Source organism: Microcystis sp. M_OC_Ca_00000000_C217Col, assembly GCF_007095585.1.
Classification (GTDB): Bacteria; Cyanobacteriota; Cyanobacteriia; order Cyanobacteriales; family Microcystaceae; genus Microcystis; species Microcystis panniformis.
The window spans coordinates 1-25,396 of the sequence record NZ_SFBV01000105.1 but is presented as its reverse complement, the minus strand read 5'-3'; the positions used below and the strand labels follow the sequence as shown (position 1 = coordinate 25,396).

The window sequence follows — 25,396 nt, the reverse complement described above, 5'->3', positions numbered from 1 at the left end:
AAACCTTCTTTAAGCTCTGGGTTTTCGTCTTGATCGAGATGCACAAAATCGCCCTTAGATGAGAATTAGTTTACAAAAATTTACATTTGGAGATAAGGAGCAATGAGTCAAGTTTCCGGTACAGATGTTCCCGATTTGGGTCGTCGTCAATTTATGAACCTGTTGACCTTTGGTACAATTACCGGAGTAGCGGCGGGTGCTTTGTATCCGATTGTTAAGTATTTTATTCCCCCCTCGGCCGGTGGTACGGGGGGCGGTGTCACCGCTAAAGATGCCCTAGGCAATGATGTGATTGTCAGTCAATTTCTGGGAAGCCATAACCCTGGCGATCGCACCTTAGCCCAAGGTTTAAAAGGCGACCCCACCTATTTAGTCGTCCAAGAAGACAAAACCCTGGCCAACTATGGAATTAACGCCGTCTGCACCCACTTAGGTTGTGTGGTGCCTTGGAATGCCAGTGAAGAAAAATTCATGTGTCCTTGCCACGGTTCCCAGTACAATGCCGAAGGAAAAGTAGTTCGCGGTCCAGCGCCTCTATCCTTAGCCCTCGCCCATGCCAACGTCACCGATAATGATAAAGTCGTCTTCTCCACTTGGACGGAAACCGACTTCCGCACTGGTGAAGAACCCTGGTGGTCCTAGATTATTCAATGTGACGAGATTTGGAATTATTCAACCGATAGAGATGAGAACATTCAACTTTTTAAGTTTCCCGCAAGTCCACAGACAAGCCCTAGTGAAAGCTGTCCTCGTGGCGATCGCTACCGTTTCCCTACTCCTAACCAGCGATGTCATTAACCCCCAATCTGCCCAAGCATATCCTTTTTGGGCGCAACAAACCGCCCCGGAAACCCCCAGAGAAGCGACCGGTCGGATTGTCTGCGCGAACTGCCATTTAGCCCAAAAACCCGCCGAAATTGAAATCCCCCACTCGGTATTACCCGATAGCGTCTTTGAAGCAGTGGTAAAAATCCCCTACGATCCCACCAGTCAACAGGTGTTAGGAGACGGATCGAAGGGGGGTTTAAACGTCGGTGCAGTCTTAATGCTACCGGATGGTTTTAAAATCGCACCCCCCGATCGCATTCCCGAAGAAATGCAGGAAAAACTCGGTGGAGTCTATTTCCAATCCTACAAAGAAGGTCAAGATAACGTGGTTATCGTCGGCCCCTTACCCGGTGATCAATACAAAGAAATCGTTTTCCCCGTCCTGGCCCCCGATCCTAGCCAAAATAAAGGTATTCACTTCGGTAAATATGCTGTGCATTTAGGGGCCAATCGTGGTCGCGGTCAAGTGTACCCCACCGGTGAACCCAGCAATAATAACGCTTTCAAAGCTTCTACCGCAGGTACAATTAGCCAGATCAGCAAAACCGAAGCCGGTGGTTATGAAGTCACCATCACTTCTGAAGCTGGCCCCGTGGTGGAAAATATTCCCGCAGGTCCTGAGTTAATCGTCTCGGAAGGTCAAGTGATCGAAGTGGGACAATTTTTAACCAGTAACCCCAATGTTGGCGGTTTTGGTCAAAAAGAGACGGAAGTTGTCCTACAAAATCCCGGCCGGATCAAAGGATTAGTTTTATTCCTCGGTGGCATTATGTTATGCCAAATCCTCTTAGTTATTAAGAAAAAACAAGTGGAAACAGTACAAGCGGCCGAAATGAATTTCTAATCGCAATATTTCGGTTATTTTTGCTAGAAAGCGGGTTATTTGCCCGCTTTTTAGCTTTGAGTCAGGAAAATGCTCACCGCTCGCTGCCGTCTGATACAATCGGTTCAACTTAACCGATAAGTGTCAATTTTTTATGAATCAGTCGCTTGTTCCAGTCATTCTCGCCGGTGGTAAAGGGGAACGTTTTTGGCCCCTCAGTCGTCTAGCGCGTCCGAAACAGTTTCTCTGTCTTGATGGTAGTGGTCGCAGTCTTTTACAAGCAACAGCCGATCGTCTATTATCTTTAGGGGCAGGTTGGGAAAATCTCTGGGTAATTACCGCTAGTGCGATCGCTGATGGTGTCCGCGAACAACTGCCCGATTTACCGGAGAGTAACCTATTAGTGGAACCGGTGGGCAAGGATACAGCCCCGGCTGTGACTTGGGCTACCTTAGAAGTGGCAAAACGTTATGGTAAGGAAGTGGCGATCGGTTTTTTTCCTGCCGATCATTATATTGGTAATCAAGAGGCTTATATTAACACTTTAAAAGCGGCCGTAGAAGTGGCCGTCAGCCAAAAAGCGATCGTTACTTTAGGGATTAAACCCGATTATCCCTCCACCGGTTACGGTTATATCGAACAGGGAGAAAATCAGGGCGAATTTAATGGTTTACCCGTGTATAAAGTGAGTCGTTTTACGGAAAAACCTGATCGCAGCACGGCCGAAAAATTCCTAGAAACGGGACTTTTTAGCTGGAATAGCGGAATGTTTATCTTTCAGGGACAAGTGGTTTTAGAGGAGCTAAAAACCCACGCTAATAATATTTTACAACCTCTGAGCGATCGGGGCATCGCTGCCTATGAGGATTTAGAGAAAAAAAGTATTGATTATGCTTTGATGGAAAAAACCCAACTCGCTTACGTTTTACCCGCTAATTTCGGTTGGGATGATCTGGGAGATTGGAATTCTCTGGAAAGATTACTGGAAGCAAAGGGCAAAAATATTGAACTGGCCAATCATGTCGGTTTGGACACGGAAGGGGCTATTATCTATGCTAGTGATCGGGAAGAAGTGATCGTTACTATTGGTTTAAAAGATCTGGTAATTGTTCGCGACGGTAAAGCGACTCTCGTTGTCCACAAAGATCGTACCCAAGATATTAAACAGGTTCTCAAACAATTACAAACCGATCCCAAATTAGAGAAATTGTTATAGGATCGATAAGTACCTAAGTAGGGTTTGCTGAAAAAGGTTTTCGTGGGGGCAGGGTGTGGGGTGTGGGGTGTGGGGTGTAGGGTTTTACCGATTTTGAGGTAGTCAGTTACCTAATTTTCAGGGAAAAAGTCCAGGAATTTTACCCCCGATCACTCCAATGGTCAGCACTTTTTGAGGAAAAAAAAGTCTAAAAGCCTTTTTTTCAGTAATCAGTGATCAGTAAACAGTAACCAGTAACCAGTGAAAAGACAGTAGGAAACTTCTATTTAATACTGCTCACTTAAAACTCAAATCTGATCACTGATAACTGATAACTGATAACTGAAAGGGGTACATCTCATTTTTGTAAATCTACTAAGTTGGGATTTTTTAAGGGAAACTTCCTACTAAAATCGGGCGTTACTTTCGGTTTTATCGCTCAATCCAAGCTTTTGGGGGGTTCTACCCCCCAAACCCCCCGTTGGGGGCGTGGCGCCGCCCCCAAACCCCCCGCGCATTAGTTTTTCGGTGGGATGCTTACAGGCAGCTGCTGATATATCTGTAATAATTTAAAAGTCACTGATAATTGCTGATTATCGGTGTTCCTGCAAATGTGGGATGCACCCATCGATAAGTACCTAACTTACCCACTGATAAACTGATAACTGATAACTGATAACTGATAACTGATAACTGATAACTGATAACTGATAACTGATAACTGATAATACTGTGTTCTCACTCCCCCAAACCAGTCAAAGACAAAAAGAAATCCTTGAGATAGTTCTCGGCAACGGTTGGGACTATATGCGCGGGGTTTTAACCCTAGGAAAAACAGAAAATCCCCAGATTCCTACCCCAGAAGTTCTCAAAAAAATCCTCGTGGAATTGGGGCCTTTTTATGTCAAATTGGGACAGTTACTTAGTACCCGTCCCGATCTGCTACCTGCTAATTATATCGAGGCTTTAACTGCCCTACAAGCGCAAGTTCCTCCCGTTGCTTGGACGGATATAGAAATAGTCATCACCGAACAGTTAGCCAAACCGATCGAAGAGGTATTTAAGTATATTAATCCCCAACCGATCGCCGCAGGATCAATCGGGCAAATTCATCGGGCAACTTTATTATCTGGGGAGGAAGTAGCGATTAAAGTCTTGCGTCCTGGAATCGAAAAAATTGTCGCCCAAGATAGTGCCTTAATTAAGGGAATTGCTGATTTAGTTGCCCTAACAGAATTTGGTCAAAGTTATGACGTTGTTAACTTAGCAGAGGAGTTTATTAAAGCAGTCAATGCGGAATTAGATTTCACCCAAGAAGGTCATTATACTGACCAATTACGCTATAATTTAACCCAGAGTCGGTGGTCAGAACCCAAGCAGTTAGTTATTCCTAAAATTTATTGGCACTTAACTAATTCCAAGCTATTAGTGTTAGAATGGTTAGAAGGAAAACAAATTTTAGAGGCTGATGTTTCTAGACCGCCAACTGAGCAAGCAATTTCCCAAAGAAAAAGCGAAATAACTAGGATTTTGTTTCGGTCATTTTTTCAACAAATTTATATTGATGGCTTCTTTCATGCCGATCCTCACCCGGGTAATATTTTCTATCTTGATGATGGTAGAGTGGCTTTAATTGACTGTGGTATGGTGGGCAGATTAGACCCGCAAACTCAACAAATTTTAACAGAATTGTTATTGGCAATTGTTGACTTAGATGCCAAAAGATGCAGTCAACTAACTATTAAACTATCCGAGTCAGTCGTGCCGATTACTTTAGTACAATTAGAGGTGGATTATGAGCGGATGTTGCGAAAATATTATAACCTCAATTTAAATCAAATTAACTTTAGTGAGGTGGTTTATGAACTTTTGCAAATTGCCCGTCGCAATAGAATTAAACTTCCGGGTAATTTAGGTTTATTTGCCAAAAGTCTCGCTAATCTAGAAGGAACTGCCCGAAAATTTAATCCTGATATTAATATCCTGGAGGAAGTCAAACCGCTATTAACTAATATTCTTGAACAACAGTTAATCGGTAGCACTCCCCTACAAACTGCCCTAAGAACAGTTTTAGACTTGAAATCTTTTTCCCTGAAATCTCCCCGTCAAATCGAAGTTTTACTAGATGGTTTAACCTCGGAAACTTTAAATGTTAATCTGAAAATTCGCGACTTAGATAATCTCCGTCGCAGTTTAGATAATTCCGCCAATCGACTAGCTTTTAGTGTGATTATTGGTTCCTTAATTATCGGGGCTGCTATTGTTACGGCCAGCACCCAATCTCGGCAATTAACTATTATTAGTACCGTATTATTTGCTACAGCTAGTTTTATCGGTTTATGGTTAGTTGTCGGTATCCTGCGATCAGGAAGATTGCGCTAGAAATTATCGCCATTAAATTAAGATTTGTTGTTGTAAAAATTTCGCCCACCGACTGGCTAATTCAACTTCAGTAAAGGGAATTCTTTCAGGCGATCGCTCCTTAAAGATAAATTCTAGGCAAGGGGAACCCTGCGGGGGAAGAGCATCTAAATCCACCACTTGATTATTAACTAACAGACGGATTTCTTTGACCTCCTCTAGGGAAAAAGTTTGTAAATTAATCACTCCCTTACGAGTTGGCTTTCCCCAAGTGATAATTTTATCTTTTTGACCTAAGACAGAATATATATCATACTTAGCTCGCTCGAAGTTTTCCGCCCATTGTCGATAGATTTCCACTTTTTGGTATTCATTCCAACCACTCCAAGCCAACCAAATAAATAGAATTAATAAAGGTGTCCACAATAACCCGCGTTCCATAAACTATCGCCCCAAAATACCAGTCAATTAATCGTATTTTATGCTAAGTGGGTGGGTGGAATTAAATATAAGATGAACGGAGGTTGGGTTGAAGCATGAAACCCAACGCCCGCATGGGTTACGCTACCGCTAACCCATCCTACAAATAATTGTGCCTCCCTACTTAATTGGCAGCAAGGGATTATACTAGGGTTTGCGGCAAAAAGTTTTTCGGTGGTGGCAGGGTGTGGGGAAGGAAACCTCTTTCATCTGCGGTGGTGAAAATTTTTTCATCGGGACTGACTTGCTGATGCGGAAAAAAGGGCAGACAAAAGCCTACCCTAGGATTAATAATTAATCAATCAAACCTTAGACATCGTAGTAGAGAGAGAACTCGTAGGGGTGAGGACGTAAGCGCATCGGGTTAACTTCGTTATCGAGTTTGTAGGTGATCCAGTTTTGGATAAAGTCTTCGGTAAAGACACCAGAATCGGTCAAGAAAGCGTGATCTTTTTCGAGACTTTCCAGAGCTGCTTCTAGAGAACCAGGGGTAGAGGGTATTTTTGACAATTCTTCGGGGCTGAGTTCGTAGATATCCACATCGAGAGGTTCCCCTGGTTCGATTTGATTTTTAATTCCATCGATACCCGCACAGAGCATAGCTGCAAAAGCGAGGTAGGGGTTAGAAGTCGCGTCAGGACAACGGAATTCTAAACGTTTAGCTTTTGGGTTGCTTCCCGATAAAGGAATCCGAATCGAAGCGGAGCGATTACCTTGGGAGTAAGCCAGGTTTACAGGGGCCTCAAAACCGGGGACGAGACGCTTGTAAGAGTTGGTGGTGGGGTTAGTTAAAGCTAAGAGTGCGGGAGCGTGTCTAAGCAAACCACCGATGTAGTGCAGTGCCATTTGGCTAAGTCCGGCGTATTTATCCCCAGCGAACAGGGGTTGACCATCTTTCCAGATAGACTGGTGAACGTGCATCCCGGAACCGTTATCACCAAAGATGGGTTTAGGCATAAAGGTGACGGTTTTACCGTATTTCTTCGCCACGTTCTTAATGCAGTATTTGTAGGTCATCAAGTAGTCAGCGGCCCGTACTAGGGTAGAGAATTTAATCCCTAACTCGTTTTGACCACCAGTAGCGACTTCATGGTGATGTTTTTCGATGGGAACTCCGCAGTCGGCCATGGTTAAGAGCATTTCCGTGCGAATATCTTGAGAGGTGTCGGTGGGACTAACGGGGAAATAACCCTGTTTGTAGGCGGGTTTATAGGCAAGATTTCCCTCTTTTTCGTCCTTACCGCTATTCCAACGACCTTCGACACTATCCATATAGTAATAGCCTGCGTTGGCGGTTTGGTCGAAACGAGCGCTATCAAAGAGGAAAAATTCCGCTTCCGGTCCAAAATATACGGTATCACCTAAACCGGTACTGCTAAGATAATCGATCGCTTTCTGAGCAATAGAGCGAGGATCGCGGCTATACCATTCACCAGTTCTCGGTTCTTTGATGCTACAGATCATGCTTAGGGTAGGTTCCTTGTAGAAGGGATCGATCCAAGCAGTGGTAGGATCGGGAACCATGGCCATATCGGATTCGTTAATTGCTTTCCAACCGCGAATACTGGAACCATCGAAGGCAACACCATCGCTGAAAGAGCTTTCATCGATTTGATCGTAGTAGAACGAGCAATGTTGCCAGATACCTGGCATATCAATAAATTTCAGGTCGATAATCTTAATATTGTTGTCCTGAATCATTTTCAAGACTTCTTGTGGCGTTTCGGGCATGGAAAACTCCTTTGACGTATGAATCGGTTCTTAAGCTTCTCAAAAAATCCATCCTAAACAGTCACTTTGACCAGTTTTGTATTTTTCGATACAAAATCTTTGATCCTAGCTTGAAAAAATCTGTAATTTCCTTGTTCAGGTCGGTAATTGCTCCGAATGGCGATTTGCCTATCAGCTTCTACTGCCCCTTGCCCTACTTAGGGTCTGCTGAATAAATCTTGTTCGAGCTGCCAGTCATCACCGTCCGGCCCTGGCCGTGAGGATGTCAAACACTTAACCAGACATTTTGTCCTTAAATTCTGAAATATAACGTCTGCTTAACCCGGAACGATCAAAGCGTTAGATTAGAAAGAGTCCTTTTTTTAGAGATATTTAAACCTGATGGTCTGGCCTTTTAAACCGAAAACCCACAAACAAATCGCTCGAATAGAAATTACAGGTGCAATTGCCTCCGATACCCGCAAAAGAGTCTTAAAAGCCCTAGAAATCGTCAAAGAAAGGCAATATCCCGCCCTACTTCTCCGCATTGACTCCCCCGGGGGAACCGTGGGGGATTCCCAAGAAATTTATGAAGCATTGAAGCGGTTACAAAAAAACACGAAAATAATCGCTAGTTTTGGCAATATTTCCGCCTCTGGCGGCGTTTATATCGGTATGGGAGCTAATTATATTATGGCTAACCCCGGCACGATTACTGGCTCGATCGGTGTTATCCTCAGAGGGAACAATCTGGAAAGATTGTTGGATAAGGTGGGAGTTTCGTTTAAAGTGATTAAATCGGGCCCCTATAAAGATATTCTCTCCTTCGATCGAGAATTAACTGATGAGGAAGAAAGAATTCTTCAGGATATGATCGATACCAGTTATCAGCAATTTCTGCAAACCGTCGCCGGAGCGAGAAATTTAGATGTCAATCAGGTGAAAAGTTTTGCCGATGGGCGCATTTTTACCGGCCAACAGGCGTTAGAATTAGGAGTGGTTGATCGCTTGGGAACCGAGGAAGATGCCCGACTTTGGGCGCTAGAATTGGCAGGATTACCCCCAGATAAAACTAAATGTCAGACTATCGAAGAACCGAAACCCCTCCTCAGTCGTCTGACGGGCAATCGTTCCCCAATACCCCTAGGATTACAAAAAACCCTACAGCGCCTAGAATTTGAATTGGAAGTTAACGGACAACTATTGTGGTTATACCGACCCTGATGGCCAGATTAAAGTCGAGAAAAAGGGCGCGTTAACCCCTAAAATTGACTCATCAGGATTAGCGGAGGATGACAATCGTGCAGTGGAAGGTTCGAGCCATTCGGGGAGCAACGACAGTAACGGCTAATACTATTGAAGCTATACGAGAAGCAGTAACAGAACTCCTCGAAGCGATCGAAATCCACAATAGTCTCGATCCCGATGATATTGTTAGTGTTATCTTTACGGCAACTCAGGATTTAGACGCGATTTTCCCCGCCGCTATCGCTCGCGAACGTCCCCATTGGCAAAATGTCCCCCTCCTCGATGTGCAACAGATGCACGTCGCTGGTAGTCTGGACAAGTGTATTCGCGTAATTCTCCACGTTAATACTCCCAAACTACAAGGGGAAATGCAGCACGTCTATCTGCAAGGGGCGAAAAATCTTCGCCCCGATTGGCAGATTTCTCCAGTAACTATTAATCGCTAAAATCTTCGATAACTGACTAAATCCTCATTTCCGACAGCCAACTCAAAATTAATTGATTAACTTTTTCGGGATGTTCATCGTGGGGACAGTGACCAGCTTTGGCAATCGGATAAAATTGGGTATTATTTCCCATTTTAGCTCTTTCTTGGTAAATTACCGAACCGGCGATCGGTGTCCAAGGGTCATCCTCTCCCCAGAGTACCAATAAAGGGCGATCGATTTGCGGTAATAATTCCTGGGGAGAAGGTCCGGGGGGTGCCGTCAACACCGATGCGAACACTCCCCACGCACCCGCATCACAGGAGGGTTGATAGAGAATTTCGACTAATTCCTCGGTAATCGCAGTATGATCCCGATAAACCTGTTTTAAGGTGTTACGGATGCGATTTTTCTGCCTTACCTGTTCAAAAATAAACTTTCCTGTCACGGGAGAACTAACTAAACCGGTAAAGGCAGCCATGATTAAACGCAAAGGGAAATTTAATTCTTCGGGACGATGGTTTAATCCGCCGGCACAGTTGATAATTACTCCTCCGGCAGTGATTTCGGGAGATTCTGCCATCAGCATTAAGGTAATCAGTCCTCCGATGGAATTACCGATAAATACCGTCGGTTTGGCCATTTTTTCCCGCCAAAAGTCTTGTATTTGCCGCAGCCAAAGGTTGAGACTATAATCTAAAGCGGGCTTATCCGCACCCCCAAATCCCAAAAGATCTAGCGCATAGACTTGATAGCCATTTTCCGCTAAAACGGGGATATTTTTGCGCCAATGACCGATAGATGCCCCAAAACCGTGAATTAATACTAGGGGTTGTCCTTCTCCCCCCACAGTGTAGGGGATGGTGTGACCTTGCCATGTCCAAGACAATTGTTCTAAGCTAGTCCCAGTGAGCGGAGATTGTCGTGCCATTGTATGAAGTTTTATTAAGTGATAGGTAAATTATAGAGTAAAAATCAGCCGAGAATTTATGCCACAACGCCAGACTTTTACCAATAACTCGATGGCAATTTCCTATTTACAATGGAGCGATCGAGGTATGCCTCTATTATTATTGCACGGCATGGCGGATCATGGTTTGGTTTGGTCAAGTTTGGGCGATTATTTAAGCTCAAATTATCAAGTTATTGCCCCAGATTTGCGGGGACATGGGGAAAGCGGTAAACCGGCAACCGGTTATCACTTTCAGGATTATATCGGCGATTTAAGGGCTTTAATTAATCATTTAGGTTGGACGCAAGCACATATTTTAGGTCATTCTTGGAGTGCTAAAATAGCGGCAATTTGGGCAACTCAACAGCCGGAAGTATTTAAGAGTTTAATTTTAGTCGATCCCTTTTTTATCGATAAAATGCCTAGTTGGATTAGGATAACTTTTCCAATTCTCTATCAAGTTTTGCCCTTTTTAAAGATTACTCGCTCCTTTGATAGTTATCAGAGCATAGAGGCGATCGCTCGTCAATTAAAACAATATAAAGGTTGGTCAAATCTACAGCAAGAGGTGTTTAAAAATGCCATCGAACAAAAAGCTGATGGCAGTTGGAGCGGTAAATTCACTTTATCGGCACGGGGGGAAATTTTTGAGGATGTCATGGGGTTTGCCGGATTAACTAAAACTTTAGATATTCCCAGTTTATTAATCCTTCCCCAACAGGGATTAAATCGCACTGCTTGGCAAATTCAATCCTACAAAAAGTATTTAACTTCTCTAGAGATTAAAAAAATACCGGGTAATCATTGGGCATTTTTAGGGGAACCTGAAACTTTTAATCAAGCGGTGGCCGAGTTTTTATCCTTTCGGGAAATTGTATGATTAGCGGAGAGAACGAATCTGCAATTGGTAATAATCCCCGTCTAAACCTTGATTCTGCTTGTTATTAACCGAATTAAGCTGTTTTTGCAGTGCCAAAATCCGATCGCCGGTAGCAGGATGGGTGCTGAGAATTGTCGGGGTAGAACCGCCTTGTTGTGCTAATTTTCCCATAAAGGAGATCATGGCCTTGGCTGCATAACCGGCCTCAGCTAGATTGTTTAAACCCAGTCGGTCCGCTTCTAATTCATCCTTGCGACTATTGGGCAGATTATAGGCGAGATTGACTCCCAATTGTACCCAAGTTTTTGTGTCTAATCCCGCCGCGCTCAGAAGTCCTTGGGCGAGGGCAGTATTGCGTAATTGGGTGATAGAATGACGACCGACGATATGGCCGATTTCATGGGCAATCACGCTGGCTAATTCCGCCTCATTATCAGCAGTTTTAATCAATCCCGTGTGTAAATAGACAAATCCGCCCATAGTAGCGAAGGCGTTAATGCTATTGTCGCGCACCACTTGAAAAGTGTAGGGAAGGTCAGGGCGATCGCTAGTTGCCGCTAATCGCTGTCCGATTTCTTGGACATATTGGTTAATTCTGGCATCTTTGGAGAGTTTTACCTTACCTGATTCTAATAAACCCTGATTAATCTGCCTACCGAGGGCGACTTCCTGCTGAGGAGAAATAGTGGCAAGTTGAATAACCTGCACACCGCGAAAAAGTAAATCCATCCACGAGCGCCCGAAACTGGGTTGGGGATTGATCATCCCGATACTCAGGGTGAGCAGCAGCGTAATCAGGGTTAATAGCCAAAAACGGCAGAAAATAGGGCGCATAGACGATTCGATCCCATAAAAACCTCATTCCCATTCTAGACAGTCAATATCACCCTTTGCCTGTTACTGTCCCCGATTGGTTTGATAGACGTAAAAGTTAAATAAATCGAATAAACTGCCAACAAAAGCAAAGGTGACAGCGATGGTTAACATTCCTTGTAGGGGATAACCGTCGCCGAAAATGGTTAAAAATTGCAGTATTTGGCTAAAACCGGTCTGAGAAACCCAAGTAAAGCCAGGGACATGACTGGTGGCCAATAAAGCAGCTAAAATAGAACCTACCAAGAGGACGGGGGCAACAAAACTTAATAGGGTGGAAAATAGCAGCGAACGGAGCAAAGTAAGCATGGGTGCTGATCTCCAGAGAATTAGCGGGCGATCGAACGGGAATAGGAATCTACACTCGCTCCCCTATAGAATATACGTTCATCTCGGCTAGGGGCGGTTTGTTAAAAAATCTTAAAATATCATTAAGATTCTTGGTTAAGAACGATTAAGTGGTAGACAAAAGTCAACCCGATAATTGCTGGGGCAGCCTTTTTCAGTGATCAGTGAGGGGTGGGGAAGTGGGGAAGTGGGGAAGTGGGGAAGTGGAGGAATTTAAACACCCCAAAACCCCAAAACCCCAAAACTCCCCGCAACGCGCACGCAGTGACCACCCTATTTCCTGACTCGGAGACTCGGAGACTCGGAGACTCGGAGACTCGGAGACTCGGAGACTCGGAGACTCCTGATAACTGATAACTGATAACTGGTAACTGATAACTGGTAACTGATAACTGGAACTACCTGAAGCATTGATCCCCGTGGTGTGGTACTGTCAATTCAGTGTATTTATCGGCACTGGCTTAAGATTTGTCGCTATTGTCCTCCCCTTCTCCTGTCGCTGTTTTTGAGGCTTTCTATGACCGACATTCCCTTCACCCTAGACCAACTGAGAATTCTCAAAGCGATCGCTGCCGAAGGAAGCTTTAAACGGGCGGCAGATACCCTGTATGTATCTCAACCGGCGGTCAGTCTTCAGGTACAAAACCTCGAAAAACAGCTAAATGTGCCGTTATTTGACCGGGGCGGTCGGAAAGCCCAATTAACAGAAGCGGGACACCTACTCTTAAGCTACGGCGAAAAAATTATCACTCTCTGTCAAGAAACCTGTCGGGCGATCGAAGATCTACAAAATCTGCAAGGGGGAACCCTAATCATCGGTGCTTCCCAAACCACAGGAACCTATCTTCTTCCCCGCATGATCGGGATTTTTCGGCAAAAATACCCAGAAGTATCCGTACAGCTACAAGTTCATTCCACCCGTCGCACCTCTTGGAGCGTTGCTAACGGTCAAGTGGATTTAGCCATTATCGGGGGAGAAGTTCCCGCCGAATTACAAGAAACCCTGCGGATTATCCCCTACGCAGACGATGAACTGGCTTTAGTCCTGCCTATTTTTCATCCTCTGTCTAAGGTAGAAATGATTCAAAAAGAGGATTTATATCGACTAAAATTTATCACCCTCGATTCCCAATCGACGATTCGCAAAGTCATCGACAAGGTTTTAACCCGTTGCGAGATCGATACCAAACGCTTAAAAGTGGAGATGGAACTTAACTCGATCGAGGCGATTAAAAATGCCGTACAATCCGGTTTAGGGGCGGCTTTTGTCTCGGTGACAGCGATCGAAAAAGAACTACAAATGGGAGTTATCCACGCTACCCGAATTAAAGATGTGGAAGTACGACGCACTTTGTCGGTAATTATTAACCCGAATCGCTATCGCTCGAAAGCTGCCGAAGCTTTTACCCTAGAAATACTACCCCAATTCTCCACCTATCCGGAATATCTGGCTGACGACCACAACTTTGAACCGATTCCTAACTCGCAACCCGCCGAAATTATGAGTAAATAGGGTTTGCTGAAAAAGTCGCTCAAAGAATTATGCTATTGAGTGCCAATAATTTGTCGCCCAAGTGATAAGTTTTACTTGAGTAAAATCACTTTTAACATAATTTTTATTAAAGCGTTGGCGGCATCTTAGTTCATGTGTTCGCCGAAAAAGCCCGAAAGACAAAAAAAGCCCAAAAAACTGCCGAAGCAGTCGGGAAAGATTGACAACCAAAAAGGTAAGAGCAATGGACGTTTCTGAAGTTTCAGGTAGTTTTGTCATGCACAGATTTAAACCAAATCTTCTCTTAGCTTGTCCGAATTTCCCTTCTATTGCATTGCGAAAACTCTCGTCCTCTTGAGCTTGTTTTTTTAGTTCAGCGCTTCGATTCTTCGGTGGTCTTCCCAATGGTAATCCACTTAATCTTATTCCTCTTGCTTGGTGCGCGTTCCCTGACGCCGTGCGACGGCGCGGGGTCGCATCCGCTTCCTTACACCATGCCAAGTTTTCTCTGGTTCGATAAATTTTATCGACATGAACGGATTGCTGGCTAACAACCATAAGTCTCTTTAAAGTTTTCTACTTGCGCTTTCAAATCTTGAGATTCATTAAAGTTTTCCCAAGACAAACGGTGTAAAAATACATAATTATCGACACAAGACACCGAGAGCTTTGCGCCAAATTCCATCGGTTTTCCAGCTTTGCCTCTGACAATAGGACGTACATGAGGTTGACTTAAACTGACAATTCTCTGGTCAACCCTTGTTTTTTTCTCTGACCACATCTCCCGTTGTTGACGAGAGACTTCTTCAATGACTAATAGCAGTTTATATTGTCTTTTACTTAAACAAGTTAAGGAGGCTCCTAATTCAATTAGTTGGTCTATATAACCTAAGTTTCTTTGAATATATCCCAGTTGTTGACCAATGGCTTTCCGTCTTTCTTTTTGAGAGGGACGACGTTTTTTAGCGACTTTTAAATAGTTCTTTCTCGCTATTTTTCGGGAAGTTCTTGGTTTCTTAGTTAACTTTTCTTTGACTTCCCGGTAGAGACAATCTAGGATTTTTTCCGTGTTTCTGTGTGGAAACGAGGTCTATACCGATAGAATATCCGCAAAATAGTCCTAAAAGTTTTGCCCAATAAGCACTTCAGGGTTCCATAAGCAAAAATTATCACACAAAGTCGAGAAGAACCCTTGATTTAATAGATCTAAATCTGTGGGATACTTAGGGCTGGCTGAATAAATGTGAAATGTAGGCATGGTAAGGGTTTTGTGGCTTTTCTTGCGAAACAGGTGCAAGATTTTGAGAGAATCGTGCTTCAAAAGCTTGCGTCTTCATCGGCCCGCGTCCTGTAGGGGCGAAGCATTCGGATAGAAAATCTACGGTTTCACCGATAGGTTATTGCCCGAATGCTTCGCCCCTACTTTTTCAGCAGACCCTACTTAATATCAGCGGGCGCACAAGTCGCATCTAATATTAATTTTCCTGCATTGGGCCGCTCACTTTCTTCTCCTCGCTCTTCTGTTCTGGCATCAGATTCTTTGTCATCGAGAATTTCTCGGCCTTTTTTCACCATTTCTTGGTTAATTTTGTTAAGGAGATTTAACTTAATTATTTTCCGAAAATATACCATCATTGAGGCATCAAATGGGGCTTGGGGTTTGATAGTTTGTTAGCCCAAGAAAGTATTTTAGGTAAGGGTTTTCCCTAATTTGTTCGACGGTTTCTCTATCACTTATTCCTAATCTTTCTTGAATAATTAATGCTGCCAATGCTACCCTAAATGGTAAGGCGGGCGCACCCTTGTTTTCGCAGAAGCTTTTTGCGTACTCTTCTTCAAATTTTTCCCAGGGAATTAAGTTGGCCATAATAACCCAACGGTTTTCATCTGATAGTTTTCCGCTCCTCGGGCAGTTCAAATGATTCGGGTTCTGATGGAGTTGCAGTCGAGATACTATACATCTGTACTGAATAAAAAAAAGTGCTTGGCTTTTAGGGTATTTTACATTTTTTTGTGCCTTTTTTCTCGACTTGATTGAGTCGAAACCTTTTTCCTATCGGCATTTCAGGCTTTTTCAGCAAGCCCTAAATACAGAGAACCAGACCTGCTTAACTCGGCTAAACAAGAATTAACAAAGCTAGTGAAAGAGTATTATGAAGGAACCCACTCTAAACAGATTGCCCCCCATCTTTTCCTAACTGAAAATAAATCCCTTTGACCACTGCTGTTATTGTATGTCTTGAATCCGCAAAAGTCCCTATAATTTAGCCAATAACATTATTTTTCTTTTTCTTCAATTAATCCCGATTCAGTTTTTTTCAGTAAATCTGAGGCAAATCTTTCACTAAATCCCACTAAAAAAGCACAGGAAAAGATAAATAAATCCTGACGGGCTTTGTTGGTTATTAAACTAGAAGAATTTTGATCCTGGGCAATCAGGAAATCAATTTTAATCAACGTATTTGAGCTAATTAAACTAAAGATAAAAATACCGAAAATTAGACCAATTAAGGGTCTAAACAAACCAATAAAAAGAGGAATGAGGGGGTCGTCATATTTTTTGTCTGTAAAGTCGATAATTCTGAGTAAAATACTCGCAACACTTCCCAACACTCCTGCTGTTGCCGCATAAACTAAACCATAAAATATATGCCGATTAGGATTTATCGTATCACTCGATGATTTTAACTGTTCTGAATAACTACTAGAAGGAATGGGTACTGGGGAGTTTGCTTGAGGTAATGGTTTTGAAATAAGTGCCTCCTCTTGAGAGGATTTCTGATGTAAATTAGCATCAAATATGTAAATTTCTTCAGCAGAAAACTTGAGGGCAATAATAGATAAAAAAGTTGTCATAGATAAACCTAAAAATATTTTGAATGGGACTGATCTTACAGAATAGATAGAACTAAATCCATTTAAAATATGTCCCCATAAAAAATAGCGACTATTATTAATTTCCTTTTCTAGATTAATTCTGAATCCTCGAATAGCATCAACTCCGACTTTATTGGTTTTTGCCATGAGCAATATATATTTAATTTCCTCTAATAACAAAATAAATTTAGTTGGATCATTGTTAAAAATAAACCAACCAATTTTCCAGCTATTACTTTTTTTATAAATCAAATAATTCAGATGATGAATCTGTTGAACTAAGTTAGCAATTTCTAGTTGTAATTCAGGAGAAATTATCGGCAAAACCTCTAATAAAACTTCCCGAATATCGGCATTTAAGGCGTTAACATCGTCATTTTTTTTTACTGAAGTGGAAGTTATCATATTTTTGGGGACTTTTTAGATTGATTAATAGAATGAAAAGGCTATCTCTCCAGCTTCCCCTTACTCGACGTTGACCCTTCGGCTACGCTCAGGGTCAATCCGTTGCCGGATTTTCTCTATGATAGGGTGGGTTTTCTAGATTACTAAAATTCTAACATAAAGTCCCCCTAGAAAGGGGAGGTTTTAAACCCAGTTTTTTGATAACTTTATAGCCACTTTCTCGTTGTCAAATTAATAAAAAGTTTGACCCTGGATAATTGTGATATATATGTTATATCTCGTTACTTAAAATAAAATTATTCTTAGTTTGAGTTTTTGAATTTACCTCAAAATCCTCTACTCTTAAACAGCTATCTAATTGATTTTGTAATATATTCGTATTAATTGTCTCCGTGCTAATTAATACCAATTGGGTAAAGGGTGGATTATTACCCCATTCCTCGCCTATTTCTAAGGTAATTCTCGGCCCCACTTGTTGCAAAATTACTCCTCTATTGGGATGTTCAACAGTAGATAAAATACCCTTGGCTCGCAATACAGTTACGGGTAATTTCCCTAATATTTTTCGCAGGGTTAATAACTGAAAAGGGCGAACACTTTCATAACTCCAAGTATGAAAGTTATCCGAGGGATTAGATTTTAATTGACTAGATACAGAATGAACGGGAAATGAGTCCCTAAATCCTAATAATAAATCTAGGGAAACATCCCCATAACTCCCTTTTAACAAACGCACCCAAGGTGCTATTTTTTGGATAATTTGACTAGCATTAATTTGTGCTTTTTCATCAATCAAATCAATTTTATTGAGAACCACAATATCAGCAGCCGAAATTTGATCAATTAGCAAATCTTGATAGTTAATTTTTCCAGATGGTTCACAAATTTGGGGTAGATAGGTAGCATCAACTAGGGTAATAATGCTTTCCAAGCGAATTATTCTACTTAAAACTGGACGCTTTAGGGTTTGTAACAGGGTATAAGGGTTAGCAATTCCACTGGCTTCAATTAAAATCTGATCTGGACGGAGAGATAGGATTTTGGGAAGAGAATTAACCAGATTATTTTGTAAATTACAACAAACACAACCTCCCTCAAGAGTGATTAGATCATCGTCTCTATTTTTAATTAACATCTGATCAATATTAAGACTACCAAAATCATTGACCAGTATGCCGAAACGGCGATCACTTTTACCCTTAAGAATGGAGTTAAGTAAAGTAGTTTTACCCGCACCTAAAAAACCCGTCAGCAGTGTTACTGGTGTCTTCCAGAGATTTGATGACAAAACCATTATACTTGTCCTCCCGATGGTTGTTTATAGATGACTCCCCGTTTCATCACAAAATCAACTTTACCAGTAACATTAATATCCTCAAAAGGATTACCCGGCATAGCGATAATATCAGCAAATTTCCCCACCGCTAACGCACCAATATTCGGCTGCATTAATAATTCAGCCGCTACAGTAGTTGCTGCTTTTAAAGCGCGTAAAGGAGTAATCCCATTTTGAACCATCGCTGGAAACTCTTTCCAGTTATCTATATGAGGAAAAGTTCCCGCATCAGTACCAAAAGCAATCTTAACGTTACTTTTAGCTAAATTATCAGCACAAGCAATCAGTTGAGAGGCATATTTTTGATATTTAGCGTGTTGCCAAGGAGAACGATTTTGCCAATATTCAGGATTATTAGCATTGCGAGCTTTTTCTAAAACAGTGTATTGAGTTGGTACCAGATAAACTCCTTTCTCTTCCATCAATTGCAAAGTCTCGGAACTGGCAAGATTACCATGTTCAATGGAACGTACCCCCGCGTTAACAGCACGTTGAACCCCTTCCCCTCCATAAGCGTGAGGACAAGCAGAAATACCGAAATCTTTGGCGGTACTAACCAGAATATTCATCTCCTCTTGGGAATAGGTGGTTTGACTCGGATCATCCGTAGGAGAGCTAAAACCCCCTGTGGCACAGAATTTAATCCAATCTGCTCCTGAGCGAATTTCTTCCCGTACTATGCGGATAATTTCTGCTGTTCCGTCTGCTACTTCAAATTTTTCTGGTCTGAACTGAAAAGCAACTAAAGAGGTAAAATCACCATGTCCTCCTTGGGCTGAAATCAGGTGAGGTGCTACCAATAGATCTGGTCCAATAATCCAGCCCTTGGCGATCGCTTTTTTGAGATCGACGGTAATAAATTCTGGATCGGGACAACCCACTTCCCGTATAGTAGTAAAACCGTTCATTAACAGTATTTTCAGGGGATTTAAGCTATAAAGGGTCATTAATGGCACTGTCACCATATAAGGATTTTCTGGAATTGTAGGATCCCCTTCACAGAAGGTAATATGAACATGACAATCAATGAAACCAGGGGTAACGGTGTGTCCTTTTAGTTCAATAATTTGAGCGTTGCTGTGATCAACTGTTGTAGCGATCGCAGTGATATTCCCATTTTCGACGCGAATTTCCGTGGCACCAAGGGGATTATCAGCCAAACCATCCCAATATTGATCGGTTACGATTACATAATTTGGGCTAGTGGAATTAGTACCAGTCATCGTTGTTTCTCCTGTTGTTAATTTTTTCAGCGTTTTTATTAGTCTTGAGCTAGGCGATCGCTTAATATCTCGACTTCCACTGGATGAATAGGCCAATTCAAGTTGATAGTTAGCGAATCCGCTTTAATGGTTAGTCTTGATAGACATTCATAGTATGTAGCCAAATGGTATCCGTATCCGCGTTTTCTTGTGTACTACCTAACAGAATTTCAAAATAGGAACGACTATTATAGACATGACGAAGGATGTTACAACGTTCGCTGTCTTCAATTACATCAAAACCCGCCGTTTTATTGGGGATTAAAGTAATCGACTGCATCCCATTATCAGCGGCAAAGCAGAGATGAATATCTAAGGGACTTCCCACCCAAGAGGGATCATCAAAACCCAAGACAGAAAACAATCTAGCATTGGCAACCACTAGAGGTATATTGTAGGGTTTAAACTCAAAAGGAATAGCTCCCATATCGGCTTCACCCCGTCTGTCTCCGACAAAATCGCAGGGAAAGTTATTAAAATTCCATAAAAAAGATCCATCCTCATCTTTGACGGTGATGGTATAGCTTTCTTTGCATCGGTATAAAACCATAAATTGATGACCTCCTTGAATATTTGATTAAGTTTTGTTGATTCAAGAGATTGTTAGGTTGGTTGAGGAAAGTTTGTTTTTTTTTCTCACACCAACCAACTGGTACTATAGCGTCCTATTCGCTTAATAACCCGTTTTGGAATCGATTGCCGCAGCATCAATACCTGCAACTGCCCAACCGACAGCAACGGGATCCTCTGTCACCACGCCAAAAACCAACGCGGCGGCGGAAACAAGATCACTGATCCAGGTATGCCCAACACCGCTAGTCACCTTATTTGGTACTAACATTCCATTCTCAGGAATATTTGATTCTGGATTATAAGCTGCCAAGGTACTTAGGAAAACACCACATGAACCAGTTGCACACATATAATTCAGATTGGCATCAGCAATGATCGCCCAAGGGGACCCTGAGATGGTTTGATACTGTTGGGCGGCATTGCCCACCGTATTACTCTTGACATCAACAACCCAGATACTGCCCATAGAGGAATTAGAGGGGTTGGACGGAGCCGTGGCAATAAAGATTGCTCCCTCTGGATAATTTCCCGGATCTGCATTACCGGCGTTTGGTGAGTAGGCCAAAGATAAAATGACCTGTCCACTGGGTACTGTCCAAATAGGACTTAACGAGGCATTGAACCCACTATAGGGCTGATAGTGTAAACCGCCAGCCGGGGTTGCCCAGTAAATGCCATTTGGTCCCTTACAAACGTCAGTTGCATTACATCCACCGTCATACCCGTAAAGGGTAGGAGTTGAAGATGGGTTTTTGGCATTGAAAATAACCCCCGTGGCCGCACACCCGCCGAGTAACAGACAATCGTAATTAGTTAGCGTCCCCGCAGGGAAAAAGGTCAGAGATACGGACGCTCCATCCGTCTGGCTATAAGATGTGTTTGAACCCACATAAGACAAGCTCGGCACGCCGTTAGACCAAGTGACTGAATACCAGTAGAGGTTGCCATTAGACGCTGCCACGTAAAGAAGGCTTTCGGGGAAATAATAGAAAAGTCCGGCAATTGGCGCATCGGGTTGTTTTTCCGAAGCGATCTGAGTCGTGACATTACCACTTGTGAAGTGGCTGCCTCCAGTAGCGGGATTAATGCTATTAAGCCAAATATTCTCGTCTTCAGATCCGTAAACAAAATAGTAAGGTGGTGAATAGTCAGTGTTGCTGTAATCAAGCAGAAACTCAATAGCAGTGGTACTGGCACCATTATTATCAAGATTACTCACCCCCCCTAAAGTATAACTTGGTGGGGTTGGATTCGGTGAAAATTGCCCAACCGAGATCCCACTTTGGTAAGCAGCGACGACAAAAGTATAGTTCTTATATTCACCAGCAGGAATAGTGATTGCCGAAATACATTGAGTGTAGGGAAAAGACATGATTATCTCCTTTTGAGTTGAAATTAAAGGGAATTACTTGAGAGGTCATAAGTGAATAATTTAATGATTTTCCCTTTCTGTTCCTCTCCATTTAGAGTCGTGCCGATTCCCACCGCCGACTGTTTAGAGATTTAGGATAACTAGGCTCAATTAGGGGCGATCGCCTATCTAATGGCAGTTACCATAGGGGTAAGTTATTTGCCCGTCGATACCCTTTTAAAATGTTTAAAGGGACTCCATTAATGAGAGCAGAAAAATTATTGACAGTGGTTTCTAGTTGACCTGTACTGGCATTGACGCGATTCCACCAATCAGTGGCAATAATGTTAGATTTGATCCCATTTAAACCAGCGAAAAAGCTAGAGAGTTCTTTAGGCACATTAGCTGGTACTCCATAAGCACCTTCATAATTATACTGAGCCATTAATGACCAGAGAAAATTATTAGGTTGGTTGATAGCGTCAATTTGTTGTTGTAAATAACTCTGCACGTCTGACCAAAGAGTTACACTTGTACCACACCAATATTGTTTAATAGAACTGCTCCAAAAGGGTGTATTTTGTGCTAACCAATCAGACATACTATCAGGAAATTCGAGAGAACCAACTACAACTCGGCCAGTAGTTTGCCAAAGGTCTTTTAAGGGTTGAGAAATACCAGAGGGCGGAATTAATTTATCTTGTCCAATAGTGTTGATAATCAGATTAGATAAATCTTGATAGGTTTGGCTTGTCCAATTTCCCTCAAAATCATGTAAGTCAAGAATAACAAATTCTTGGGGATTATCAGCTAGAAATTGCGTTACTTGATTGAGAAAATCTACTAAAGTCAGGGGGAGAGCAACACTCCCGTGACACATAACAAATTGATTATCCCCTGAGCCACTACTAAGCATTAATCTGAGATCAAGGGCACGAATACCTTGACTAAGTTGCTGATTGATGTTTTGGTATTGAGTTTGTACCCATGTTTGACTAATACTACCAGCGCAATAAGTTGAGGCATCGTGAGTGCCTGGCAGGGTTAACTCATTGAGACAAAGGTTTTGAATACAAGGGGCAAATAATTCCATCCAATTATTAGCCCAGTGTAATACGGAAGGACGTAACACACTTTGATCATCTGCTAATCCGCCACTGCCATAATTAGGGGTTGGATAGGAACTAATTGGGTTTTGGGTATTACTAGGGAAATAACCAAGGGCGATCGTTACTACTCCATCATGAATCCATCCTACAGCAGATGTATTAGTAGTATCTGGAGTAGGATAAACAAAAAGACCATTGGGAATATTTTGCCATTCAACTAAAACCCCATAACCTGCTTCTGAGGGGACAGGCGTTGATAGTCCGTGAACTCCACTCTTTTTAGCACTAATTGTAAAGTTAAAGTTACTTACCCCCTCAAGGGTGTAGTTAGCATCACCCGCATCATCTATACTGTCATGACCTACTGTTTCTTTAAACTCAGCATAAAATTGAGTAAAGGAATTAGGACTAATCTGAGAAGATGGATCCCACTCCATCTGGTAACTATGGGATTTTACTTGATTGATGTTATATGGCGTAGCGTTGACAATTTGTATGTGAAATCCAGCACCCATAATAATTTTCTCCTTGATGAAGATGAGTATTGTTGACTTTTTAAAGTCGTTAATTGAGTTACAGTTAAAGAGAATTACTTGAGAGGTCAGAAGTGAATAATTTAAATATTAGCCCTTTCTGTACCTCAATATTTACAGTCGTGCCGATTCCCACTGCCGACTGTTTAGAGAAATAATTAGCTTAACTTAGTGGCAATATCATCTAAATCTTGCTCTGTTAGCGTCAGAGAATCAGCCACATTTTCCGTCAGCGGCCAGTCAATTTCCAGAAGATTGAAATAAGCTTGAATGTGTTGAAAATAGGCTTCTTGAAGAAATTGCTTCAGGGGGTTTGGTTGTGGTTGAGAAAAAACGCCACATTGACCTTTCATGGCAAAAGTGCTGGGATTTAACGCCAGATAATTACAGTTTTTCACTTTTTGAATTTGACTATTAACTAATAGTGCAATTCTCGAAGATTTAGGAATATTACAAGATTGATACAGGGTAGGAATCTGCTGTAATTGCTGAATATTCCAAGCATGGGGAACAATATCCAAACTATTCCAGAGGCGGCTGCTTTGATTGAGACCTGGCTGCGTATTTCCGTAGTAATCAGAGAAGGTTTGATCCCCTGGGGTTGCTCCAGCAGAAAATTGGGTATTGACGGTGACTTGTTTACCAGTCGGGTTCCAAGTTGCTTGATTTTCGTACAGCCATAATGCCATTACTGGAGATAATGCTCCGCCTAAACTATGGCCTGTGGTAATGATTTCAATAGGTTGATCAGATTGGCTGGGAATTTCCTGGGTCAAAAATTCTAACAGAGAACGGTTAGAGGAATCTTTTAGGTTTTGCAGAATAGTAATTCCGGTATTTGTTCCTTGGGAAATTTTTCCGTGTTCGGGAAATTGCGTTGACCAGGAAACCATATTATGGGTAGCAGCATCCTCCTGTAACCAGTCAAAACTCGATTTCGGATTCGTAGCAGCGATCGCAACTACCTATTGAGGGTTATTGGTTTCGGCATTTTCTCCCTTTGCCACATACATAATATTATCCCAGTTCTGATTTTTAGGATCATGATAATAAATAACAGGACCCCAAAGAATTGTCCATTGACCAATTTTTCCTTGCACCGTAGGATTGGCTAAATCTGTAATAACTTTCTCGCTATTACTGATATTAGCGAACATGGAAAGACAGAAAAGCGTTTGTTGTTGATCGTAAGTAGGCATTGAAATTTTCTCCCTCCGATTGTGAATTGATTAGGCGTATCTTAGACAAATCCAGGTAATTGAGTCACCAGAAAATTGTTAATGGTTTGGTCACAAAACAAATTTCACAAAAAAGGGATGACCGCTCTTTTTAACTTGATTAAGTTGACCCCAATTTACCCTATCATTAGAGGTGTAAAAATTAGCACCAGAACAGCTATTGGCGGAAAATGTAGGACAAGCATTGCTAAACAGGAAAAACTTTGATCGCTTTTTCGTAGTAAGCTTGACGATCAGCTAGTCCGTTAAGACCACCATTGACTCGTCGGGTGATTTCTTCCACCGTTGCACCGTGATCACAAAGAGCATTCATGTTATTGTTATGCCACCAAAAACCGCCACTGGTAAAAGGATAGGTGGTACTAACATAGTCAACTCCATCCATCACTTTCGGATCATGAATATAATTCGCAAAAGCTTGATAGTTACTGCGTCCCGTTAGTTGAATAACGCCCGCTCCCTTATATTTGGGACCATCTCCTGGATAAATATTTCCCAGGTCTTTCCGTCCGTTATACTCCTCACCGCTACCGAGTTCTTTCATCCATTTCAAGCCGCCACTTTCATGGGCAGTTTGGCTTAAAAAATGACACATTCGGGGGTGAGTGTTAATTTCAAAGCGATTTAAGCAAGAATTGAGGTCTGCTAATTGTCCATCGCTAATGACATTACCATAGATAAATTCGGCTTGAGCTTTGGAGATTAAATTATTATCCCCTGGTAATTCTTTAAGTTCTAGTAAAAATTTCGCCGAAGATGCTCCCAAGGTATCCAATTCGCCTTCTTTGATTTTTTGTTTGAATTGTTCAAAGGCTTGTTTTGTTTGGGGTCCATAAATGCCATCAACCCCATTAGCAGGAAGTAATCCGAAAACTTGTAAACGGGTCTGAACTTCTCGGCAAAGTTCCGAGTCTCCTGCTAAGGAATCAATGGGTTTAACAAGGTTTTGTTGAATGATGTCTTCTAATTTCATGGTGTTTATGGTTCTTCGTTACTTGGTATGGTTCGATAGGGGGGCATAAATCGACTAAATCCTTATCTGGCAAGAGACTTAATTGATTAGTTCGCTCTAGAAAAAAACAATTAACAAAAATCGC

Annotated in this window: 23 protein-coding genes and 3 pseudogenes; 9 read left to right on the top strand and 17 right to left on the bottom strand. The window is 42.1% G+C overall.

The features are described from left to right. Positions 1-102 precede the first annotated feature (102 nt). The 4 genes from petC to EWV66_RS06425 all read left to right on the top strand — a co-directional run bounded on the left by petC (position 103) and on the right by EWV66_RS06425 (position 5,228). Positions 103-642, top strand: a complete 540-nt coding sequence (gene petC, locus EWV66_RS06440) for a cytochrome b6-f complex iron-sulfur subunit (RefSeq protein ID WP_002737937.1) — start codon at positions 103-105, stop codon at positions 640-642. Between the two features lie 43 nt (positions 643-685). After that, entirely contained in the window at positions 686-1,672 is a 987-nt protein-coding gene (gene petA, locus EWV66_RS06435) for a cytochrome f (protein ID WP_287107629.1), read from the top strand. Positions 1,673-1,805: 133 nt separating this feature from the next. Beyond that, positions 1,806-2,867, top strand: coding sequence for a mannose-1-phosphate guanylyltransferase (locus EWV66_RS06430; RefSeq protein WP_072924916.1), 1,062 nt, complete (start codon positions 1,806-1,808; stop codon positions 2,865-2,867). Between the two features lie 711 nt (positions 2,868-3,578). Beyond that, positions 3,579-5,228 carry an ABC1 kinase family protein gene (locus EWV66_RS06425; RefSeq protein ID WP_052277373.1) on the top strand — a complete coding sequence of 550 codons (1,650 nt, stop codon included), beginning with the start codon at positions 3,579-3,581 and terminating at the stop codon, positions 5,226-5,228. A 12-nt stretch (positions 5,229-5,240) separates the two neighbouring features. Here EWV66_RS06425 and EWV66_RS06420 read toward each other — a convergent pair whose 3' ends face one another. Both EWV66_RS06420 and glnA read right to left on the bottom strand, forming a co-directional pair. After that, positions 5,241-5,648 (bottom strand): hypothetical protein, encoded by a 408-nt coding sequence (locus tag EWV66_RS06420; RefSeq protein ID WP_052277374.1) that lies wholly within the window; start codon positions 5,646-5,648, stop codon positions 5,241-5,243. Positions 5,649-5,996: 348 nt separating this feature from the next. Then, the gene (gene glnA, locus EWV66_RS06415) at positions 5,997-7,418 is read right to left on the bottom strand and encodes a type I glutamate--ammonia ligase (RefSeq protein ID WP_052277375.1); all 1,422 of its coding nucleotides are present in this window, start codon (positions 7,416-7,418) and stop codon (positions 5,997-5,999) included. A gap of 381 nt (positions 7,419-7,799) precedes the next feature. Here glnA and sppA point away from each other — a divergent pair, with 381 nt between their 5' ends. Both sppA and aroH read left to right on the top strand, forming a co-directional pair. Continuing rightward, the gene (gene sppA / locus EWV66_RS06410; RefSeq protein ID WP_002768456.1) at positions 7,800-8,621 is read left to right on the top strand and encodes a signal peptide peptidase SppA; all 822 of its coding nucleotides are present in this window, start codon (positions 7,800-7,802) and stop codon (positions 8,619-8,621) included. A gap of 68 nt (positions 8,622-8,689) precedes the next feature. Next, positions 8,690-9,091 (top strand): chorismate mutase, encoded by a 402-nt coding sequence (gene aroH / locus EWV66_RS06405; protein WP_072924912.1) that lies wholly within the window; start codon positions 8,690-8,692, stop codon positions 9,089-9,091. Between the two features lie 16 nt (positions 9,092-9,107). Here the strand turns inward: aroH and EWV66_RS06400 are convergent, their stop codons facing one another. Continuing rightward, positions 9,108-10,001 carry an alpha/beta fold hydrolase gene (locus EWV66_RS06400; RefSeq protein ID WP_072924910.1) on the bottom strand — a complete coding sequence of 298 codons (894 nt, stop codon included), beginning with the start codon at positions 9,999-10,001 and terminating at the stop codon, positions 9,108-9,110. A 58-nt stretch (positions 10,002-10,059) separates the two neighbouring features. On the opposite strand from EWV66_RS06400, the gene EWV66_RS06395 reads away from it, so the two are divergent. Continuing rightward, positions 10,060-10,902 (top strand): alpha/beta fold hydrolase, encoded by an 843-nt coding sequence (locus EWV66_RS06395; RefSeq protein ID WP_072924909.1) that lies wholly within the window; start codon positions 10,060-10,062, stop codon positions 10,900-10,902. On the opposite strand, the gene EWV66_RS06390 is transcribed toward EWV66_RS06395, so the two are convergent. The 3 genes from EWV66_RS06390 to EWV66_RS06380 form a co-directional block, all read right to left on the bottom strand. After that, complete coding sequence (locus tag EWV66_RS06390; RefSeq protein WP_052277377.1) at positions 10,903-11,736, bottom strand: M48 family metallopeptidase; 834 nt, start codon at positions 11,734-11,736, stop codon at positions 10,903-10,905. Between the two features lie 63 nt (positions 11,737-11,799). Then, positions 11,800-12,084 (bottom strand): hypothetical protein, encoded by a 285-nt coding sequence (locus tag EWV66_RS06385; RefSeq protein ID WP_052277378.1) that lies wholly within the window; start codon positions 12,082-12,084, stop codon positions 11,800-11,802. A gap of 312 nt (positions 12,085-12,396) precedes the next feature. Further along, complete coding sequence (locus tag EWV66_RS06380) at positions 12,397-12,534, bottom strand: hypothetical protein (protein ID WP_158499367.1); 138 nt, start codon at positions 12,532-12,534, stop codon at positions 12,397-12,399. 106 nt (positions 12,535-12,640) lie between these two features. On the opposite strand from EWV66_RS06380, the gene EWV66_RS06375 reads away from it, so the two are divergent. After that, positions 12,641-13,636 carry a LysR family transcriptional regulator gene (locus EWV66_RS06375; protein WP_002759960.1) on the top strand — a complete coding sequence of 332 codons (996 nt, stop codon included), beginning with the start codon at positions 12,641-12,643 and terminating at the stop codon, positions 13,634-13,636. A gap of 27 nt (positions 13,637-13,663) precedes the next feature. On the opposite strand, the pseudogene EWV66_RS06370 reads toward EWV66_RS06375, so the two are convergent. Both EWV66_RS06370 and EWV66_RS06365 read right to left on the bottom strand, forming a co-directional pair. Next, a pseudogene (locus EWV66_RS06370) lies at positions 13,664-14,684 on the bottom strand (transposase); the annotation flags it as partial. Between the two features lie 371 nt (positions 14,685-15,055). Further along, positions 15,056-15,576: pseudogene (locus tag EWV66_RS06365) on the bottom strand (transposase); the annotation flags it as partial. A 125-nt stretch (positions 15,577-15,701) separates the two neighbouring features. Here EWV66_RS06365 and EWV66_RS24350 point away from each other — a divergent pair. Then, positions 15,702-15,833, top strand: a pseudogene (locus EWV66_RS24350) (DUF4276 family protein); the annotation flags it as partial. A 59-nt stretch (positions 15,834-15,892) separates the two neighbouring features. Here EWV66_RS24350 and EWV66_RS06360 read toward each other — a convergent pair. From EWV66_RS06360 to EWV66_RS06320, 9 genes are all read right to left on the bottom strand, one after another. Further along, entirely contained in the window at positions 15,893-16,897 is a 1,005-nt protein-coding gene (locus EWV66_RS06360) for a hypothetical protein (RefSeq protein ID WP_287107625.1), read from the bottom strand. Between the two features lie 271 nt (positions 16,898-17,168). After that, complete coding sequence (locus EWV66_RS06355; RefSeq protein ID WP_287107624.1) at positions 17,169-18,191, bottom strand: CobW family GTP-binding protein; 1,023 nt, start codon at positions 18,189-18,191, stop codon at positions 17,169-17,171. Beyond that, positions 18,191-19,456, bottom strand: coding sequence for a metal-dependent hydrolase family protein (locus tag EWV66_RS06350; RefSeq protein WP_287107623.1), 1,266 nt, complete (start codon positions 19,454-19,456; stop codon positions 18,191-18,193). The genes EWV66_RS06355 and EWV66_RS06350 overlap by 1 nt, the downstream gene beginning before the upstream one ends. A 130-nt stretch (positions 19,457-19,586) precedes the next feature. Beyond that, a complete protein-coding gene (locus EWV66_RS06345; RefSeq protein ID WP_069474269.1) occupies positions 19,587-20,045 on the bottom strand; it encodes a hypothetical protein in 459 nt (152 codons plus the stop codon). Positions 20,046-20,168: 123 nt separating this feature from the next. After that, positions 20,169-21,440 carry a hypothetical protein gene (locus tag EWV66_RS06340; protein ID WP_287107622.1) on the bottom strand — a complete coding sequence of 424 codons (1,272 nt, stop codon included), beginning with the start codon at positions 21,438-21,440 and terminating at the stop codon, positions 20,169-20,171. Between the two features lie 178 nt (positions 21,441-21,618). Continuing rightward, the gene (locus EWV66_RS06335) at positions 21,619-23,043 is read right to left on the bottom strand and encodes a phosphatidylinositol-specific phospholipase C domain-containing protein (RefSeq protein ID WP_287107621.1); all 1,425 of its coding nucleotides are present in this window, start codon (positions 23,041-23,043) and stop codon (positions 21,619-21,621) included. Positions 23,044-23,219: 176 nt separating this feature from the next. Then, on the bottom strand, positions 23,220-24,017 hold the full coding sequence (locus EWV66_RS06330) for a lipase family protein (protein ID WP_287107636.1): 798 nt from the start codon (positions 24,015-24,017) through the stop codon (positions 23,220-23,222). A 9-nt stretch (positions 24,018-24,026) separates the two neighbouring features. Continuing rightward, the gene (locus EWV66_RS06325; protein ID WP_125730241.1) at positions 24,027-24,260 is read right to left on the bottom strand and encodes a lipase; all 234 of its coding nucleotides are present in this window, start codon (positions 24,258-24,260) and stop codon (positions 24,027-24,029) included. Between the two features lie 226 nt (positions 24,261-24,486). Beyond that, positions 24,487-25,272: a chitinase gene (locus EWV66_RS06320; protein WP_287107620.1), complete on the bottom strand. Its 786-nt coding sequence runs from the start codon at positions 25,270-25,272 to the stop codon at positions 24,487-24,489. Positions 25,273-25,396: the final 124 nt, after the last annotated feature.